A 16450-nucleotide genomic window follows, 5' to 3' on the forward strand; every position below is an offset into this window, starting at 1 on the left:
CCGATACGTCTGGACAGTTGGCATGTCCTATTCAAACAAAGGGGATCTCGTGCGCACCAACGTCGCCTGTACGCGCATCAGTTCTCCAATGACAAAATCGGCACCACTTACTCCAGGACGGGTGGCTCTTCCGTCAGTGTCCGCCTCGGCTACACCCACAACGGGTCTACGCACTACTCCGGCTACTTCTCCATCAGCTCGGGGGAGACGGTGGTGAAGCAGTTCAGCACAGGCTCCGGCTCCTACTGTCAGAGCATGACCGGCGTGCTCAACTACAGCGGCGGCACTTTCCAGACGCCCTCCACGCACTGCTGAATCCAGCGATTCCACGGGCCCCGTCTGCTCAGGCGGGGCCTTCGCTGCCCCCAAGTTCTCCTCGCTCTGACCACGCAAGGAACGCGCCGTGTTTACCGCGATCTTCCAACATCAGGTCGGCTATCTGGCCGCCTGCACACTGACCGCCCTCATTCTCGGTGGCGCGGCATGGGCACTCGTCCGCAGACTGGGCAACCCTCACGGCGCGTGGTGGGCCGGGCTTGCTTTCGCCCTGACCGGTGTGCTTGGAGTCACCTTCATGGGCAGCGGCCGAGCCAGTGGTATGTGCGTCCTCAACCACCAGTTCGCCGAGCCGTTCCACACAACACAGGGGCTATGGAACCTCGCCATGATGGTGCCCGTCGGCATCCTCGCGCTGATGGCCGTCCGCCGCCCGCTGCCCGTCCTGGTCGCCGTCGTCATCCTGCCCCTGGGCATCGAGTTCACCCAGGCCACTGTGGAGGGCCTGGGGCGCGTATGTGACAGCTCGGATGCCGAGATGAACATCATCGGCGGACTGGTGGGACTGGGCAGCGCCGCGACCGTGCTCACGGTGCGCCGGTCGCTCGACTGGCGGGCCGGTCTGAAGGGGGCATTGATCGCCTCCGCCGCATTCCTGCTCCTCGGGACGGGAGTCGCGCGCCCGATGCTCGACTTCACGAACGTGGACGGCACCGGCCTCTCCGCCGCCGACTCCGATCAGAAGCGAGCCGTCGAGACCGCCGTGAAGGAGGCCTTCGGCGACCGTTACGAGATCGGTCAGCTGTATGAGCAGCCGTGCGGGGACCTGCCGTGCAAGAACATCATCTTCAATCTGCACAGCCGCGAGAAGGGCCACAGCGAGGCATTCGGCAATGGCAGCCTCTCCTGGCCGGACAAGAAGCACCTGAACGTTCTGCTGGAGGACAGCGACCGTCCCACCGTCATGGGATACCCGGTGACAGGGGCCAAGGCGCCCTCCACCGACCAAGGGGCCAACCGGGTGGCGCAGTCGTACGCCCGGCAGCAATACCCGTGGGCGAAGGACGCGAATGTGCAACAGACGTACCCCATCGGGGAGAAAGCCCAACTGGGCTGGATCACCAACTGGCGATGGACCCACAGCGGCGTCCTGATGCCCAGGATGCTGGACGTTCAGGTCGACAGAGCCGGACACGTTTCTCAGATCGACGTCACCCTCGGGCCGACCCGCATGAACCTTCCCAAGGCCAGGCTTGACGCAAAGCAGGCCGAGAACGCGGTCGTCAAGGCAGTGTCCGCACGGCTGCGGGCCAATGAGACCGCTGACGCCACATTTCAAGTCAAAGCCTTCACCGTCAAAGCGGTGGACCAGGACGGCAAGTGGGCACCGTACTGGCTCGTGAACGTGGCGTCGGACACAGAGAAGCAGGAAGATGACGCTCAGCTTTCGAACCCAGGCGAGACGTACCGAGTGAATGCCATCAGCGGTCAGGTGTACGACTCCGGCGGAGCTTCCATGAAAGTCCGCTGATGCACTCCCACTGCTCTTCACTTGGGTACCGGTCGACGACCGCGCCTGGCAGGTCCAGGACGTACTGGCCAAGCGAGGCCGGCATCGCAGCGCCGGCGCCGTCGATCTGGTCGTTGCCGCTACGGCGGAACTCCAGGGTCTGACCCTTCTGCACCGTGACCGGGACTTCGAATGCATTGCGGCGATTACCGGGCAGGCACTTCAGTGGTACGGACCGGCCAGCGGTAAGTGAGCCGGATCGGTTCCCCATTGTGGTCTTGGGTAGCCGGGCTCCATGGGTGAGATCTTGGTGGGGTCCTGTTCGTGGACGGACCGGGAGTTGGTGGGGAGTGGGTGGTATCCCGCCGGGTGGCGGGGTGCCGAGGGGCGGCTGCGGCATTACGCGGGGCGGTTTCCCGTGGTGGAAGTGGACTCCACCTACTACGGGCTGCCCAGTGAGCGGAACAGTGCGCTGTGGAGCGAGCGGACTCCGGACGGGTTTCTCTTTGACGTGAAGGCGTTCTCGATGCTCACCGGGCATCCGACGCGGGACGGTGCGCTGCCCGCGGATCTACGGGGTCGGGTCGGGCGGGGAGAGCCCGGGGCCGGGGTGCTCGACGAGGTGTGGGGACGATTCAGCTCGGCGCTCGAACCGCTGCGGCGGGCGGGGCGCTTGGGGGCGGTGTTGTTCCAGTTTCCGCCGTGGTTCGCGCCCGGGGAGCGGGCCGAGCGGTTTCTCGCGGAGTGCGCCGAGCGTACGGCCGGCTGGTCCGTCGCCGTGGAGTTCCGGCATCCGGCCTGGTGGCGGGAGGAGCGGTACGCCGATACCGCCGCCCTGCTCTCCGAGTCGGGGATGGCCGCCGTCGCCGTGGACATGGTGCAGACGCTCGACGTCTCCGTCCCGCCGGTGATGCCCGTCACCTCGCCCGAGTTGGCGATGGTCCGCTTCCACGGGCGGAACAAGGCCTGGGGGACCGGCACCAAGGAGGACCGGTTCCGCCACGAGTACACCGCCGGCGAACTGGCCGAGTGGGCGCCCCGGGTGGCCCGTGCCGCCGAGCGGGCCCGGCAGGTCCACGTGCTGTTCAACAACTGCTGTGCCGACGCGGCCGTCCGGGCCGCCGAGGCCATGCGGAACCTGCTCGTCAGCGAAAGGGCCCTGGCCGTGCGGTGAGCACGACGCGCTGGACCGGGCCCGCTGCTCCGTCTCGCCCGCGCTAGCCGATCTTCACCGTCTTCGAGACCGTGACCTGGTCGATGTCGGTCGTGCGGATCGTGACCTTCATCGTCCAGGTGCCGGGCAGCGGGAGGTTGACGCTGTCCGAGCCCCAGTAGCCGCCCCTGTTGGTGACGTTCGCGTCGAGCGGGCCGATCCTCTCCTTGGCCAGCGTGAAGGTGAGGCGCAGCTCGGGGACGGTGGCGATGCCGCCGTCGGGGCCGATGATCACGGCCTGGACCGTGTTCTCGCCGACGCGCCCCGGCGCCAGTTCGATCTGCACCTTGCCGTGCCCGCCCGGCGTCCCCACGTCGAACGGGATCAAGGTGGTCGAGCCGACGGGCTGATCGGCCGACGAGGCCGACGCCGCCTTCGCCTCCGTGGCGGCGCGGCCCGGCTCGGTCCCGGTGAGCACCGTGGTGATCACCAGGACCGCGATCCCGATCGTCACCTCCGCCAGCACCGAGCGGCGCAGGGCACGGCGGTACGTTCCCGGATCGGGCGGGGCCTCGGACGGGGCCCCGGGCAGGACCTCGGGCAGGACCTCGGACGGGGCCTTGGGCAGAGTGGGGTCCGCGTCCGGCCGTACGCCATCCCGCCGTTCGCCGTCCGCCCGTACGTCCTCGATGTCGGCTCGTACGGAGCCGGCCTCGTCGTCGAGGGCGGCCGGTGCGCCCACCCGCTCGGGCACCCGCGCGGGCGCCGGGACCGTACGGTCCGCCGTGTTCACCTGACGTGCCGTCGTGACCTGCCCCGCCCTCGTCACCAGGCGGGCCGTCCAGCGTCGCGAGTACGCCGCTGCCGCGAGGACGAGCAGGACCGCCACCAGTTTGGCGATCAGGATCCGGCCGTACGACGTCGACGTGAGGGCGTCCCAGGAGCCCAGGCCGCGCCAGGATTGGTAGACGCCGGTGGCGACCAGGACGGCGACCGCGGTGAACGCGAGGCGGGAGAAGCGGGCGACGGCGCCGGCGGGCAGGCTCTCCGGGGCCCGCTGGAGTGCGGTGAGCAGGGCCGCCAGGCCGCCCAGCCAGACCGCCATCGACAGCAGGTGCAGTACGGCGGAGACCATCGCCACGGGGACCTGGATCCCGGCCGAGGCGTGATCGGCGACGGCCCAGGTCGTCAGCAGGGCGAAGGCCAGCACGCCACCTGCGATGAGCACGCCCCTCGGGGGGCTGAAGACCTCCACAGGGGTGGAGTCCTTGGTCGGGGCCGAGTCGTCGGTCGGGGCGGAGTCCTCGGTCGGGGTGGAGTGTTCCGGGGGGTCGGAGGCGTTTCCCTTACCGGTTCCGGCGGCCTGCGCGAGCTTGTCGCCGTCCTCCCCGGGTTCGTCGTCCTCCCCGGATTCGGCGCCCTTCGCTTCATCGGTGCCGACTCCGGCTTCGGTCCCGCGTACGGCTGCACCGCCCCCTTCGAGAAGCCGCGCGGGGATCCGCATCGGCAGCAGCGCCACCGCGGCCAGCAGGACCAGCCTGGCCAGCAGCGCCAGCCCCGGCCGTCCGGTCAGCGTGGTCGCCAGGGCCGACGGGTCCAGGGCCGTCGACAGTCCGCTGCCCCGCTCGTACGGGCCGCGGAGCAGCAGCAGGGCGAGGGTGGAGACGAGCAGCGTCCACCAGCCGGCCAGCAGCAGGGCGCGGACCGGGGCGACGCCGGTGACCACGGCGAAGGTGGCCGCTCCGATCAGCAGGGCCAGGGCCGCGTACGCGAAGTAGCGCGCGGCGTCGTAGAGGGTGCCGGCGGGCGTGTTCCCGGAGGCGTCGGAGGGCAGGACGACGCTGGTCGCGGAGGGCTTGCCGACGGAGAAGGTGAAGGCGCCGGAGACGGGGTGGCTGTCCGCCGACACCACCCGCCAGGCCACCGTGAAGGTGCCGGTGCCCAGGTCACGCGGCAGGGTCACCCTGGCCGTGTCGGAACTGCCCCCCGCGTGTCCGGCCTCTCCGGTGTGGACGCGCCGGTTCTCGGGGTCGAGGACGCGGAAGGAGTCGTCGAGCAGACCGACGGACTCGGTGAAGGTCAGGGTGACGTGGCGTGGGGCCGACTTGAGGACGGTTCCGTCTCGAGGGTCGGTGCCGCTGAGGGCTGCGTGCGCGGACGCCGGGCCCGCGCCACCGAGGAGGAGCAGGACCAGCACGGCGCCCAGCAGCACCACGCCGCGAACTCCCCGCCCGCCGGGGCCTCGTCCGCCCCGCGATCCGGCGACGGCCGCATCCCGTCGGCCGGTTCGCGATCCGGTGACCGCTGCGCCCCACTGTCCGCGCCGTGCCCCGGCGACATCTTCGTCCCGCCGTCCGCCCCGCGACCCGGCGACAGCTGCGCCCCACTGTCCGCGCCGTGCCCCGGCGACATCTTCGTCCTGCCGTCCGCTCCGCGACCCGGCAACGCCTGCACCCGACCGTCTGCCCCGCGACCCGGCAACCGCTCCGCCCCGACCTCCGTCTCGTCCGCCATCGTGTCCTTCTTCTCGCCGTGGGCCCACGTCGCGTCTCCGTATCCGGGCATCCGATGGCCGGGCGCCGCCGGCCGGCGCCCGGGTCATCCGTGTATCCGTATGGTGCCGCGTCCGTACTTCAGCGTGTCGGGGGTGTCCCGGACGTCCGGTGGTTCCGGCGCGCGACTGCGTGCGGATACATACGGACGTGCGCCGTCGCGCGCTCACCGGGCCGGGCGGGACACGCTCCCCAACCTCACCGGACCGGGCAGGCGGACCTCACCCGGGACGAGCGGGACAAGCTCCCCAACCTCGCCGGACCGGGCGGGCGGATCTCACCCGGGACCGGCGGGACGACCTCGGCAGGTCACGCGGGGCGAGTCACTGCGGCCGGGCGCCCTACCAAGTCGGCCGCGCCGACACCCCGCCGTCGACCACCAGGTCGTGTCCCGTGACCCACGACGCCAGCGGGGAGGCGAGGAACACGCAGGCGTCGCCCACGTCCTCGGGGCGGCCCAGGCGGCCGGTGGGAACCGCCTGTTGCCAGCGCCGTACGCCCTCCGGCCATGCCTCGGCCAGGCCCTCGCGGTCGATCAGGCCGGGCGAGACGGTGTTGACGCGGATACCGTGCGGGCCGTACTCCAGGGCCGCCGAGCGGGCGTGCATGACGACGGCCGCCTTGGCGGCGGAGTAGTGGGCGTGGAGCGGCGCGGGGTGGGTCGCCTCGATGGACGCGATGTGCGTGACGCTGCCGCCACCACCCGCACCACCCGCACTCACCCTGCCGCCACCACCCACACCACCCGCACTCACCCTGCCGCCACCACCCACACCGCCCGCACTCACCCTGCCGCCACCACCCACACCGCCCGCACTCTCCCTGCCGCCACCACCCGTGCTCATGACCTCCGCGGCCGCCTGCGTACAGGCGAAGACGCTCGACAGGTTGGTGTCGACGACGGCCTTCCAGTCGGCCAGGGTCATACCGGGCAGCGCCTGAGTGGGCTGGACGCCCGCATTGTTGACCAGCGCGGTCAGCCCGGCACCGCCCGCCGGACCCACGCCGTGCCGAAGTCTCAGCCCCCGCCCCCACTCCGCCGCCTCCCGGACCAGCCGCCGGCAGGCGTCCTCGTCCGTCAGATCGGCTCGCAGGGCGACGGCCTCGACGCCCAGGGCCCGCGCCTCGGCGACCACTTCATCGGCGGAGGCGGACGCGGACGCGGAGGCGGAGGCGGAGGCGGACGCGGACGCGGACGCGGAGGCGGAGGCGGAGGCGGACGCGGAGGCGGACGCGGACCCGCCGCGGTAATGCACCGCGACCGCCGCGCCCGCCCGGGCGAACCGCAGCGCGATCCCCCGCCCAATCCCTCCCGAGGCGCCGGTCACCAGGGCCACTTGGCCGGCGAGGAGACCTTCGGCCGCGGTCAAGGGCGGCTCAGCGCGGTGATCCGCGCCTCCTCGGCGGGATAGCGGGCGGTCAGCTCGGCGCGGTCCCCGTGCTCGTAGCCCTCGTAGGTGAACCCGGGGGCCATCGTGCAGCCGAAGAACGCCCAGGACCCGTCCCCGGCGACCCGCGCGCCCATCCAGGTGCCGGCGGGGACGGTGTACTGCGGGTGCTGGCCGCCGAGTACATCGGGTCCGAGGACGACCGTGCGCGCGGTGCCGTCCGGGGCGAGCAGCAGCATGTCCAGCGGATCGCCGAGATAGAAGTGCCAGACCTCGTCCGTCGGCAGCCGGTGCAGGGCCGAGAAGTCGCCGGGAGCAGAGGTGAGAAGGGCGACGATCGCGGTTCCCTCGGGGCGGCCGTCGGCCCGCTCGGGACCCGCCCACGTCTGCCGGAAGAGGCCCCCCTCCTGGGGGATCGGCTCCAGACCGTAGTGCGCGACGAGATCTTCGGGCGTCATCCGGCCAGGCTACTGAGCAGAGGCCCGGGCGTGGGCCGTCTGCCTGGTGAGGAAGGCGAGTCGGGCGCGCTTCTCGGGCAGTTGGACGTCGGGGAGATCGATTTCGGGCAGGACGACCAGCGGCCCGGGCTCGAAGCCGTGCCGGGCGAATCGGGCGATCGCCTTCTCGTTGCGCTCGTCGGGGTCGACCACCACCCGCCGGCGGTCCTGGCCGGTCAGCAGGTACGCCATGAACGCGGTCAGCAGCGCGGCGGAGAAACCGGGCCGCGCCCCGCCGGGTCCGGCCGGTCCGATCAGCACGTGGGCGCCGATGTCGCCCGGCTCGACCTCGTAGCACTCGCTCACCCGGTCGGCCTCCGGCTCGTACGTCTGCAGGAGCGCGGCCGGTTCGCCGGCCATGACCGCGAGGAAGGCGTGGTGGGTGTCGAGCGTGTCCAGCTGGACGTACGTCTCCAGGACCTGCTCCTTGGTGAACCCGGTCATGCCCCAGAAGACGGCGCGCTCCTCGGTGACCCAGCCGTGCACGACGTCCAGGTCGGCGTGCGGGTCCAGGGGCAGGATGCGCACGGAGCCGAAGCCCTCGACCGACTGCTCGTGGACGGCTTCGCGGGCAGGGGCGTACGGCTCAGTGGTCATCGTTCTCCTTCGTCAGCGGGCGCAGCAGGCTCCAGTCGGTGACGACCGGAGCGAGATCTCCCTTGAGCCACAAGGGGAGTTGGTCGCGGTGGTGGGGCGAACCGGGGATGCCCGAGGCGCCGAGCGGGACGGCCCAGAGGCTGTCGTCACGGCGGGCGAGGTCCCATACGTAGCGCGCGGCCGGGCCCCGCGCGGCGCGGTCCGTCACCCCGGGGACGGCCGAGGTGCACAGCACGCAGTCGTGATCCCCGGACAGACGCGGTTCGTCGTACGGGGCCGAGGCGAGCGCCCGCCACGGAGCGAGACGATGCGTGTCTCCCCAGCTCGGATCCCGCGTGCCGTCCCCGGCGCTTGCGGCCGCCGCCACCTCCTCCACGGCCTCCTGCACGAGCGCGGCACGGTCGATGCCGTACAACTCCCGTGCGCCCAGCAGGTTTTCCAGCGCGTAACCGACGCGTGGGGTGAGGGCGAGCCAGGGGCGGAAGATCCCCGGGTACGCGGGCGGGTCGGTCAGACACGCCAGGGCGGGGTGCGCCGCGAGCCGTCGTACGACCGCACCGCGCACCGCCGCGTACGTCGCCGCGTCGGTGCTGTCGGCGTCCATATGCCGGTTCCAGGACAGGAGTCGGGCCCGTACGGCGGCGGCCCGGGGAGTCAGCGCCTTCTCGTCGAGGGCGTCGAGGCGGGCCAACAGGGGTGCGGCGGAGGCGAGATGGGTGTCCATGTGGATGGCCGCCATCTCCGGCGCGGACCAGGTCTCCTGGGCGGTGAGCAGGGCGTGGATGCGGGCGGCGCGGTGCGGCGGGGCGAACTCGACGCCGAGCGGGGTCGACGGGCCGCGCTGGTTGGCCATCACGGCGATGCCGTCGTCGACGGTCCCGTACGGCATCTCGTGCCAGCCCCGCCACTCGTGGCCGGGCACCCAGGCGGGCACCACCCGGGTCCGGTTGTCCGCGTGGCGCACCGGCACCTTTCCGGCGACCCGGTGCAGCAGCCCGCCCTCGGTGTCGGCGGCCTGGACGACGTTCACGGGCTCGGCCCACCGGTCGAGCGCCCGGTCCACGTCGGCCACCGTGCGGGCGCGCAGCAGCGGCAGCAGCGCGCTGAAGCCGAGGTCGTGGGTGACCCGGGGCGGATACCGGAGGCTGATGGCCGCCTCCTCCCCGTCGCCGCCGATGACGGCCCCGGCCTCCTCGGTGGCGGCTCCGGACCCACCGACGACGGCTCCAGGCTCCCCGATGACGGCTCCCGACCCGCCGACGACGGCCCCGGACTCCCCGAAGACGGCACCGGGCTCCCCGGAGACGGCACCGGACCCACCGACAACGACCCCGGACCCACCGACGACGGCACCGGGCTCCCCGATGACGGCTCCCGACCCGCCGACGACGGCGCCGGACTCCCCGACGACGGCGCCGGACTCCCCGAAGACGGCACCGGACCCACCGACAACGACCCCGGACCCACCGAAGACGGCCCCGGGCTCCCCAATGACCACCGGCCCCCGTTCCGTCTCGATCACTTCGACCTCGACGGGCTCCGCGTCCGCCACCTCGACGGTCTCGGTGTGGCGGGTCGCCGGCCGCCATACGCCGTCGGGGCCGAGGGCCTCGACGCCGGCCGTGGTGCGCCGCAGGCGTTCGCGGTAGAGGTCCTGGTAGTCGGCCATCGCGTTGGTGATGGCCCAGGCGACCGTGCCGGTGTGGGCGAAGTGGGCGATGCCCGGGACGCCGGGTACGGCGAGGCCGACGACGTCGAACTCGGGGCAGGCCAGGTGGATCTGCTGGTAGACGCCGGGGTCCTCGATGTAGCGGTGGGGGTCGCCCGCGATGACCGGCCGGCCGGTGCCGGTGCGCTCGCCGGTGACGAGCCAGCCGTTGCTGCCGACCGTGTCCGGCCCGTCGGCGGCGAAGAGCCCGACCGCGTCCGGGCCGAGCCGCCGCACGACCTCCTCGCGCCACAGCTTGGCCGGGAAGCCCACGAACAGAATGTGGGCGCTCAGCCAGACGCCCAGCGGGGTCCACGGCTCCCAGCGGCCGGGGGCGAGCCGGGCGGCCCCGAACTCGGGTGCGCGGCGGGCGCCTTCGGCCAGGCCCGCGTTGACACCGTCGACGTACGCCCGCAGCCAGTCGGCCGTCTCCGGGTCCCGCTCCTCCAGCGCCGCGAAACAACGTCTGGAGGTGTCGTCGAGCCGGGCGCGGCGCACGAAGAGGTCCCAGTCGAGGGACGCGGCGCCGAGGAACGCGGCCGAGGTGCCCTGCGCGCGATGCCGTTCCACCTCCAGCTGCCAGGCGCGGTCCACCGCGGTGATCCGGCCCTGGGCACGGGCGAGTTCGCGCGGGCTGGCCGCCCGCAGATGGGGGATGCCCCAGTCGTCACGGTAGATCTCGGCAGTCACGGTCCATCCCCACTCATTTTAGGTAAGGGTAACCTAACTTGGTGCGCCGGAAAGCCCGAACAGCGCGCAGGGCGGCACACGCGCGTGGAGCACGAAAAGCCCGAAGAGCCCGAAGAGGCGGCACACGCGCGGGCGGGCGATCATCGGGGCATGGACGCCACTCTTCACCTCGCCCAGCAGCCGGAAGCGGACGAGCTGCTGGGCCGCAGTCCGCTCGCCGCGCTCGTGGGGATGCTGCTGGACCAGCAGGTTCCGATGGAGTGGGCGTTCGCGGGCCCGTACACCATCGCCCGGCGGCTGGAACGGGACGACCTCGACGCGCACGAGATCGCGGCGCACGACCCCGAGGCCTTCGCGGCGCTGCTCTCCGACAAGCCGGCCGTGCACCGCTACCCGGGCTCGATGGCCAAACGGATCCAGCAGCTCTGCCAGTACCTCGTGGAGCACTACGGCGGTAACGCGAGCGCCGTCTGGCAGGACGCCGCGACCGGCGAGGAACTCCTGCGGCGGCTGAAGGACCTGCCCGGGTTCGGGACCCAGAAGGCGCAGATCTTCCTCGCCCTCCTGGGCAAGCAGCTCGGCGTACGCCCCAAGGGCTGGCGTGAGGCCGCGGGAGCGTACGGGGAGCCGAAGGCGTACCGGTCCGTCGCCGACATCACCGGTCCCGAGTCGCTGGTGAAGGTGCGCGCGCACAAGCAGGAGATGAAGGCGGCGGCGAAGGCGGCCAAGGCCGGCAAGTAGCCGCCACGCAGACGACGCTGACCCGGGTCGCAAGCAGCCGGCACGCAGACGCCACCCACCCGGGCCGCAAGTAGCCGCCACGCAGACGTCGCCGACCCGGATCGAGGCCCGCGCCAGTCGCCGGCCGTCCCGGATCGAGGCCCGCCTCAGTCGCCTGGCCGTCCCGGGCCGAGGCCCGCGTCAGTCGCCTGGCCGTCTCGAGTGGCAGACCCCCCGCGCCCGGTCGGACCATGAGACATGACCGAGGTACCGAACGGTTCACAGGGTCCGGAGTACGACGACCGGCGGGTCCACGCGTCCCGCGACCCACGCGGCGACCACCCCGGCGGTCCGGACCGCTCCGAGGGTTTCGGAGGCTTCGAGGGCCCCCTGCACTTCCTCTCCCGCGCCGCCTGGCAGGCCGTCCTGGTCGCCGGGATCGCCGCGCTGGTCCTGGGGATCATGATCCTGGCCTGGCCGAAGGCGACGCTCCTCGCGGCCGGCGTGCTCTTCGGGCTCTACTTGCTCGTCAGCGGGGTGCTGCAACTCGTCTCCGCCTTCGGGACGCACGCCGCGACCTCGCTGCGGGTCATGGCGTTCATCAGCGGCGTGCTGTCGATCCTGCTGGGCCTGTTCTGCTTCCGCGGAGCGATGCAGTCGATTCTGCTGCTGGCCCTGTGGATCGGTATCGGCTGGCTGTTCCGCGGCATCACACAGACCCTGGCCGCCGCGTCCGACCCGAACGTGCCGGCCCGCGGCTGGCAGATCCTCCTCGGCGTCATCAGCTTCTTCGCCGGGGTCGTGCTGATCGTCTCCCCGTTCGAATCGGTCGCCGTGCTGACCGTCGTCGGCGGCTGCTGGCTCCTCGCGGTCGGCATCACCGAGATCATCACCGCGATCCGGATCCACGGACGCGCACAGCACATCCCGCACACCGTCTGACGGACCCGATACGTCAACCGCAAGCCCGGCCCGTACGCCAAGAGAGCGGATCTCGTGGCCGAACCGATGAAACCCCCGCTCCCGATGGGGACATGACGTCTCATGAGCCCCACCCCGCGTCCACCGCACCCGCTGCGCCAGTGCGCGCGGGCGCGGGGAGGGGCTCGCGCCGGTGTCTCCGGGGCCGCCTGGCTGCGTTTCCTCGTCCTGCTGGTCGTCGCGCTGCTGGCGGCGGGTCCGCACTCCGAGTCACTCGCCGCCGTCCCCGCCGGCATCGCCGCCGAGACGGGCGGCGCCGAACACGACGTACTCGACACGGCCCTGCGCCCGCCGGTCCGCCAGGGCCACCGGCCGCTCACCCCGCTGCGCCCCGCGCCCGCCCCCGACGCCGGGCACCGCGAACCGGCCGCCCCTCCCCTCCCCGTACCGTCCCCGCCGCCGTACCCCCTTGCCCTGCACGTCCTGCGCTGTGTGGTCCTGCGCTGCTGAGCGGCCGGCCCGCCCTCATCAGCGAAGTCACGAAGTCACGAAGTCACGAAGTGACCCACTCAAGGACTCAAGACTCAGGACAAGGACACAGCCATGGCCAACGACCCCTACGCGGTCCTCCAGGCACTGCTGCGCGCGGAAGGCGTACGCAACGCGCCCAAACCGAAGGCGGAGCCCCGCCCCGCACCGGCCGAGCAACGCGAGGAGACCCCGCCCCCGAAGGAGCAGGCGCGCGACTGACCATGCGGGCGGCCACCCCTGGACGGGGGCGGCCGCCCGTACGGCGATTCACACCCGCCGGCGCCGGCGGAATGGCCGCCCGTACGGCAGCCCGCAACCGCTGATGCGGACAGGGCTGTGCGGCAGCCCGCAACCGCTGATGCGGACAGGGCTGTGCGGCAGGCCGCAACCGCTGATGCGGACAGGGCTGTGCGGCAGGCCGCTACCGCCCGCGCCGTGCCGTCCCGAAGATCGAGCGCGTGATCTCCCGCCCGATCTGCGTGCCCACCGAACGGGCCAGGGACTTGAAGATGCCGCTGCCGACCACCTGCTCGACCACCGAGCCGTCCCCCTTGGCCTGCCGGCTCTGCCGGGGCCGCTCCTTCTGCTCGGTTCGCGCGGCGGCCTGCTGCGCGGCCGCCGCCTGATCCGCCTGTTCGCGGGCGGTGAGCTTCTCGTACGCCGACTCGCGGTCCACCGCCTCCGCGTACCGCGCGTACAGCGAGGAGGCCTTCACCGCCTGGTCCAGGGCCGCCGGATCCACCGGACCCATCAGCGACTCCGGCGCCCGCAGCCGCGTCGCCGCGACCGGCGTCGGTGCGCCCTTCTCGCTGAGGACGGTGATCACGGCCTCGCCGGTGCCAAGGCCGGTGAGGACCTCCTCCAGGTCGTACGCGGAGTTCGGGAAGGTCTTCACCGTGGCCTTCAGGGCCTTCTGGTCGTCGGGGGTGAAGGCGCGCAGCGCGTGCTGCACCCGGTTGCCGAGCTGGCCGAGCACATCGGCCGGTACGTCCTTCGGGGTCTGCGTCACGAAGAAGACGCCGACCCCTTTCGAGCGAATGAGCCGGACGGTCTGCGTGATGGAGTCCAGGAACGCCTTCGAGGCGTCGTTGAAGAGCAGGTGCGCCTCGTCGAAGAAGAAGACCAGCTTCGGCTTGTCCACGTCGCCGACCTCGGGGAGGTCGTGGAACAGGTCGGCGAGCAGCCACATCAGGAACGTCGAGAAGAGCTGCGGCTTGTCCTGGACCTCGGGCAGCTCCAGTACGGAGACCGTGCCGCGACCGCCCGACGCCGTCCGCAGCAGTTCGCTGGTGTCGAACTCCGGCTCCCCGAAGAAGGGGCTCATGCCCTGCGCCTCGAAGGCGGTCAGGGAACGCAGGATCACGCCCGCCGTGGCGGACGAGAGCCCGCCGATCCCCTTCAGCTCCTGCTTGCCCTCGTCGGAGGTCAGGAAGGTGACGACCGCGCGCAGATCCTTCAGGTCGACCAGCTCCAGGCCCTTCTGGTCGGCGTAGTGGAAGATCAGGCCGAGGGACTGCTCCTGGGTCTGGTTGAGCTGGAGCACCTTGGACAGCAGCACCGGGCCGAAGCTGGTGATGGTGGCGCGTACGGGGATCCCGTGGCCCAGGCCGCCCAGCGCGTAGAACTCCGCGGGGAATCCCGTCGCCGTCCACTCCTGGCGCACGTCCCGCGCGCGCTCCTGGACCTTCGCACCGGCCTCGCCGGGTGCGGAGACACCCGACACGTCGCCCTTGATGTCCGCGAGGAACACCGGAACACCCTGGGCCGACAGCTGTTCGGCGACGAGCTGGAGGGTCTTCGTCTTGCCGGTGCCGGTGGCGCCCGCGACCAGTCCGTGGCGGTTGAGCATGGGCAGCGGAATGCGGATCTGTACGTCCGGAAGGCACTGCCCGTCCCAGAGCAGGGCGCCGAGATCGAGGGCGGGGCCGGAGAACGCGTATCCGGCGGCGATCTCCTGGACTTCCGCAGGCCGCGCGGGGGTGGGGCCCACTCCTTCGGGTGCGCTTGCCGGGGACGCCGCCGACGCGGTCTCGCTGTCACTCATGTCAGGCCCCTGTTCCCGGTTGTCCCCGTTCGAGCGTCCCCGGCGGGTTCCTGGGAACCACGGACAGTAACCGGTTTGCCCGGATTTACGACGTCTTTTCCAGCGTCGCACTCCGTCGCCATGGCTGCGCCCGGAAGGTCTTGACCGGTAGGCTTTCCGTGTGATCTTCAAGCGCATCGGAAACGGCCGGCCGTACCCCGACCACGGCCGGGAAAGCACCCGGCAGTGGGCGGACGTCGCGCCGCGCCCGGTCCGCCTCGATCAGCTCGTGACGACCAAGGGCCAGCTGGATCTGGAGACGCTCCTCGCCGAGGACTCCACCTTCTACGGCGACCTCTTCGCGCACGTCGTGAAGTGGCAGGGCGACCTCTATCTGGAGGACGGACTGCACCGAGCGGTCCGCGCCGCGCTGCAGCAGCGCCAGGTCCTCCACGCCCGCGTGCTCGAGCTGGACTGAGGCCCGACCGCCCGCCCGTTGACCCTTTTGGGTTGGACTGAGCGCCGGGCAATGATCATTTAGTAGTTATCGTCGCCAAGTCGCACTACGCTGCGCTCATGAGCATGCTGACTCCCCCAGGCATGGGCGGCCAGTACCGGATCACGGGGGACAAGTACCCGCGGATGCGCCGACCCCGGGGGCGCCGCAGGCTGGTGTTCCTCGTGATCGCTTCCACCGCCGCGCTGGGGTTGATCGGCTGGGGAACCCTGCAGCTCATCGACGTCTTCACGGGTGGCGACAAGGCCACGGCGGCGGGATCCAAGGCCGTCTGCGCGACCAAGGCGAGCCCCTCGGCCACGACGTCCACCGAGTCCGCGACGGCGGGATCACTGCCCAAGCCGGACCAGATCACCGTCAACGTCCTGAACGCGACACCCCGCAGCGGGCTCGCCAAGGAGACCGCGGACGAGCTGAAGAAGCGCGGCTTCCGCATCGGCGACGTGGGCAACGCGACGGACACGTACGACAAGAAGGTCGACGGCCCCGGGATACTCCTCGGCGCGAAGGCCGCCTACTCGGCCGCGCTGCCGGTGCTCAACACCCAGCTCTCCGGCGCGGAAGTGAAGACCGACGGCCGGGACAAGACCACCGAGGTCGACCTCATCATCGGCGCCGGCTTCAAGGAGCTGACGACGAAGGAGGACGCCGAGAAGGCCCTGGCCGTCCTGGCCAGGCCCCAGCCGACGCCCTCCACCACGAAGAAGACCTGCTGACGCGAGGGTGGCCTACTCGGCCGCTCCGTACATACGGTCCCCGGCGTCGCCCAGGCCCGGGACGATGTAGCCGTGCTCGTTGAGCCGCTCGTCGACCGACGCCGTGACGACGGTGACCGGCGTGCCCGCGAGGTCGCGCTCCATGACCTCGACGCCCTCGGGGGCGGCGAGCAGGACCACGGCCGTCACATCGTCCGCGCCGCGCTTGATGAGCTCACGGATCGCCGCGACGAGGGTGCCGCCGGTGGCCAGCATCGGGTCGAGGACGTACACCTGGCGCCCGGAGAGGTCGTCCGGCATCCGGGTCGCGTACGTGGACGCCTCGAGCGTCTCCTCGTCGCGCACCATGCCGAGGAAGCCCACCTCGGCGGTCGGCAGCAGCCGCATCATGCCGTCGAGCATGCCGAGGCCGGCCCGCAGGATCGGCACGACCAGCGGGCGCGGGTGGGACAGCTTGACGCCCGTGGTGGAGGCGACCGGGGTCACGATGTCGACCTGCTCCGTCCGCACGTCCCGCGTGGCCTCGTAGGCGAGCAGGGTGACCAGCTCGTCGGCGAGCCGCCGGAAGGTCGGGGAGTCGGTGCGGCGGTCGCGCAGCGTGGTGAGCTTATGGGCGACCAGGGGGTGGTCGACGACGTGGAGACGCATGCC

General features: G+C 71.7%; 15 protein-coding genes and 1 pseudogene. 9 read left to right on the forward strand and 7 right to left on the reverse strand.

Features of this window, described 5'->3' with window-relative positions; translation table 11 throughout:
• Positions 1-403 precede the first annotated feature (403 nt).
• The 3 genes and pseudogenes from ACFVYF_RS04900 to ACFVYF_RS04910 all read left to right on the forward strand — a co-directional run bounded on the left by ACFVYF_RS04900 (position 404) and on the right by ACFVYF_RS04910 (position 2960).
• Positions 404-1807: a VanZ family protein gene (locus ACFVYF_RS04900; RefSeq protein WP_389450884.1), complete on the forward strand. Its 1404-nt coding sequence runs from the start codon at positions 404-406 to the stop codon at positions 1805-1807.
• Between the two features lie 10 nt (positions 1808-1817).
• A pseudogene (locus ACFVYF_RS04905) lies at positions 1818-2039 on the forward strand (PIN domain-containing protein); the annotation flags it as partial.
• A 42-nt stretch (positions 2040-2081) separates the two neighbouring features.
• Complete coding sequence (locus ACFVYF_RS04910) at positions 2082-2960, forward strand: DUF72 domain-containing protein (RefSeq protein ID WP_389450887.1); 879 nt, start codon at positions 2082-2084, stop codon at positions 2958-2960.
• 43 nt (positions 2961-3003) lie between these two features.
• On the opposite strand, the gene ACFVYF_RS04915 is transcribed toward ACFVYF_RS04910, so the two are convergent.
• From ACFVYF_RS04915 to ACFVYF_RS04935, 5 genes are all read right to left on the reverse strand, one after another.
• Positions 3004-5151: a copper resistance CopC/CopD family protein gene (locus tag ACFVYF_RS04915; RefSeq protein WP_389452059.1), complete on the reverse strand. Its 2148-nt coding sequence runs from the start codon at positions 5149-5151 to the stop codon at positions 3004-3006.
• A 681-nt stretch (positions 5152-5832) separates the two neighbouring features.
• Positions 5833-6747: an SDR family NAD(P)-dependent oxidoreductase gene (locus tag ACFVYF_RS04920; protein ID WP_389452062.1), complete on the reverse strand. Its 915-nt coding sequence runs from the start codon at positions 6745-6747 to the stop codon at positions 5833-5835.
• 110 nt (positions 6748-6857) lie between these two features.
• Entirely contained in the window at positions 6858-7337 is a 480-nt protein-coding gene (locus tag ACFVYF_RS04925; RefSeq protein WP_389450889.1) for a cupin domain-containing protein, read from the reverse strand.
• A gap of 9 nt (positions 7338-7346) precedes the next feature.
• Entirely contained in the window at positions 7347-7973 is a 627-nt protein-coding gene (locus ACFVYF_RS04930) for a GNAT family N-acetyltransferase (protein WP_389450892.1), read from the reverse strand.
• Entirely contained in the window at positions 7963-10371 is a 2409-nt protein-coding gene (locus ACFVYF_RS04935; RefSeq protein WP_389450894.1) for a penicillin acylase family protein, read from the reverse strand. Before ACFVYF_RS04935 ends, ACFVYF_RS04930 begins: the two co-directional genes overlap by 11 nt.
• Positions 10372-10521: 150 nt before the next feature.
• Between ACFVYF_RS04935 and ACFVYF_RS04940 the strand changes: the two genes are divergently transcribed.
• From ACFVYF_RS04940 to ACFVYF_RS04955, 4 genes are all read left to right on the forward strand, one after another.
• Positions 10522-11112, forward strand: coding sequence for an HhH-GPD-type base excision DNA repair protein (locus ACFVYF_RS04940; protein ID WP_389450897.1), 591 nt, complete (start codon positions 10522-10524; stop codon positions 11110-11112).
• Between the two features lie 237 nt (positions 11113-11349).
• Positions 11350-12033, forward strand: coding sequence for an HdeD family acid-resistance protein (locus ACFVYF_RS04945; protein ID WP_389450899.1), 684 nt, complete (start codon positions 11350-11352; stop codon positions 12031-12033).
• A gap of 102 nt (positions 12034-12135) precedes the next feature.
• A complete protein-coding gene (locus ACFVYF_RS04950; protein ID WP_389450902.1) occupies positions 12136-12522 on the forward strand; it encodes a hypothetical protein in 387 nt (128 codons plus the stop codon).
• A gap of 93 nt (positions 12523-12615) precedes the next feature.
• Complete coding sequence (locus ACFVYF_RS04955; RefSeq protein WP_389450905.1) at positions 12616-12762, forward strand: hypothetical protein; 147 nt, start codon at positions 12616-12618, stop codon at positions 12760-12762.
• Positions 12763-12964: 202 nt separating this feature from the next.
• Here ACFVYF_RS04955 and ACFVYF_RS04960 read toward each other — a convergent pair whose 3' ends face one another.
• Positions 12965-14587, reverse strand: coding sequence for a helicase HerA-like domain-containing protein (locus tag ACFVYF_RS04960; protein WP_389450908.1), 1623 nt, complete (start codon positions 14585-14587; stop codon positions 12965-12967).
• A 160-nt stretch (positions 14588-14747) separates the two neighbouring features.
• Here ACFVYF_RS04960 and ACFVYF_RS04965 point away from each other — a divergent pair, with 160 nt between their 5' ends.
• Positions 14748-15044, forward strand: coding sequence for a type II toxin-antitoxin system VapB family antitoxin (locus ACFVYF_RS04965; RefSeq protein ID WP_003999914.1), 297 nt, complete (start codon positions 14748-14750; stop codon positions 15042-15044).
• Positions 15045-15142: 98 nt separating this feature from the next.
• A complete protein-coding gene (locus ACFVYF_RS04970; RefSeq protein ID WP_389450911.1) occupies positions 15143-15799 on the forward strand; it encodes a LytR C-terminal domain-containing protein in 657 nt (218 codons plus the stop codon).
• Positions 15800-15811: 12 nt separating this feature from the next.
• Here ACFVYF_RS04970 and upp read toward each other — a convergent pair whose 3' ends face one another.
• The gene (gene upp, locus ACFVYF_RS04975; RefSeq protein ID WP_389450914.1) at positions 15812-16447 is read right to left on the reverse strand and encodes a uracil phosphoribosyltransferase; all 636 of its coding nucleotides are present in this window, start codon (positions 16445-16447) and stop codon (positions 15812-15814) included.
• Between the last annotated feature and the right edge of the window lie 3 nt (positions 16448-16450).

Source organism: Streptomyces sp. NPDC058274 (assembly GCF_042881375.1).
Taxonomy (GTDB): domain Bacteria; phylum Actinomycetota; class Actinomycetes; order Streptomycetales; family Streptomycetaceae; genus Streptomyces.

Coding starts and splice junctions, on each gene's coding strand:
- ACFVYF_RS04910 (WP_389450887.1), top strand. CDS start 2,082: ATGGGTGAGATCTTGGTGGGGTCCTGTTCGTGGACGGACCGGGAGTTG.
- ACFVYF_RS04925 (WP_389450889.1), bottom strand. CDS start 7,337: ATGACGCCCGAAGATCTCGTCGCGCACTACGGTCTGGAGCCGATCCCC.
- ACFVYF_RS04930 (WP_389450892.1), bottom strand. CDS start 7,973: ATGACCACTGAGCCGTACGCCCCTGCCCGCGAAGCCGTCCACGAGCAG.
- ACFVYF_RS04940 (WP_389450897.1), top strand. CDS start 10,522: ATGGACGCCACTCTTCACCTCGCCCAGCAGCCGGAAGCGGACGAGCTG.
- ACFVYF_RS04945 (WP_389450899.1), top strand. CDS start 11,350: ATGACCGAGGTACCGAACGGTTCACAGGGTCCGGAGTACGACGACCGG.
- ACFVYF_RS04950 (WP_389450902.1), top strand. CDS start 12,136: ATGAGCCCCACCCCGCGTCCACCGCACCCGCTGCGCCAGTGCGCGCGG.
- ACFVYF_RS04955 (WP_389450905.1), top strand. CDS start 12,616: ATGGCCAACGACCCCTACGCGGTCCTCCAGGCACTGCTGCGCGCGGAA.
- ACFVYF_RS04960 (WP_389450908.1), bottom strand. CDS start 14,587: ATGAGTGACAGCGAGACCGCGTCGGCGGCGTCCCCGGCAAGCGCACCC.
- ACFVYF_RS04970 (WP_389450911.1), top strand. CDS start 15,143: ATGAGCATGCTGACTCCCCCAGGCATGGGCGGCCAGTACCGGATCACG.
- upp (WP_389450914.1), bottom strand. CDS start 16,447: ATGCGTCTCCACGTCGTCGACCACCCCCTGGTCGCCCATAAGCTCACC.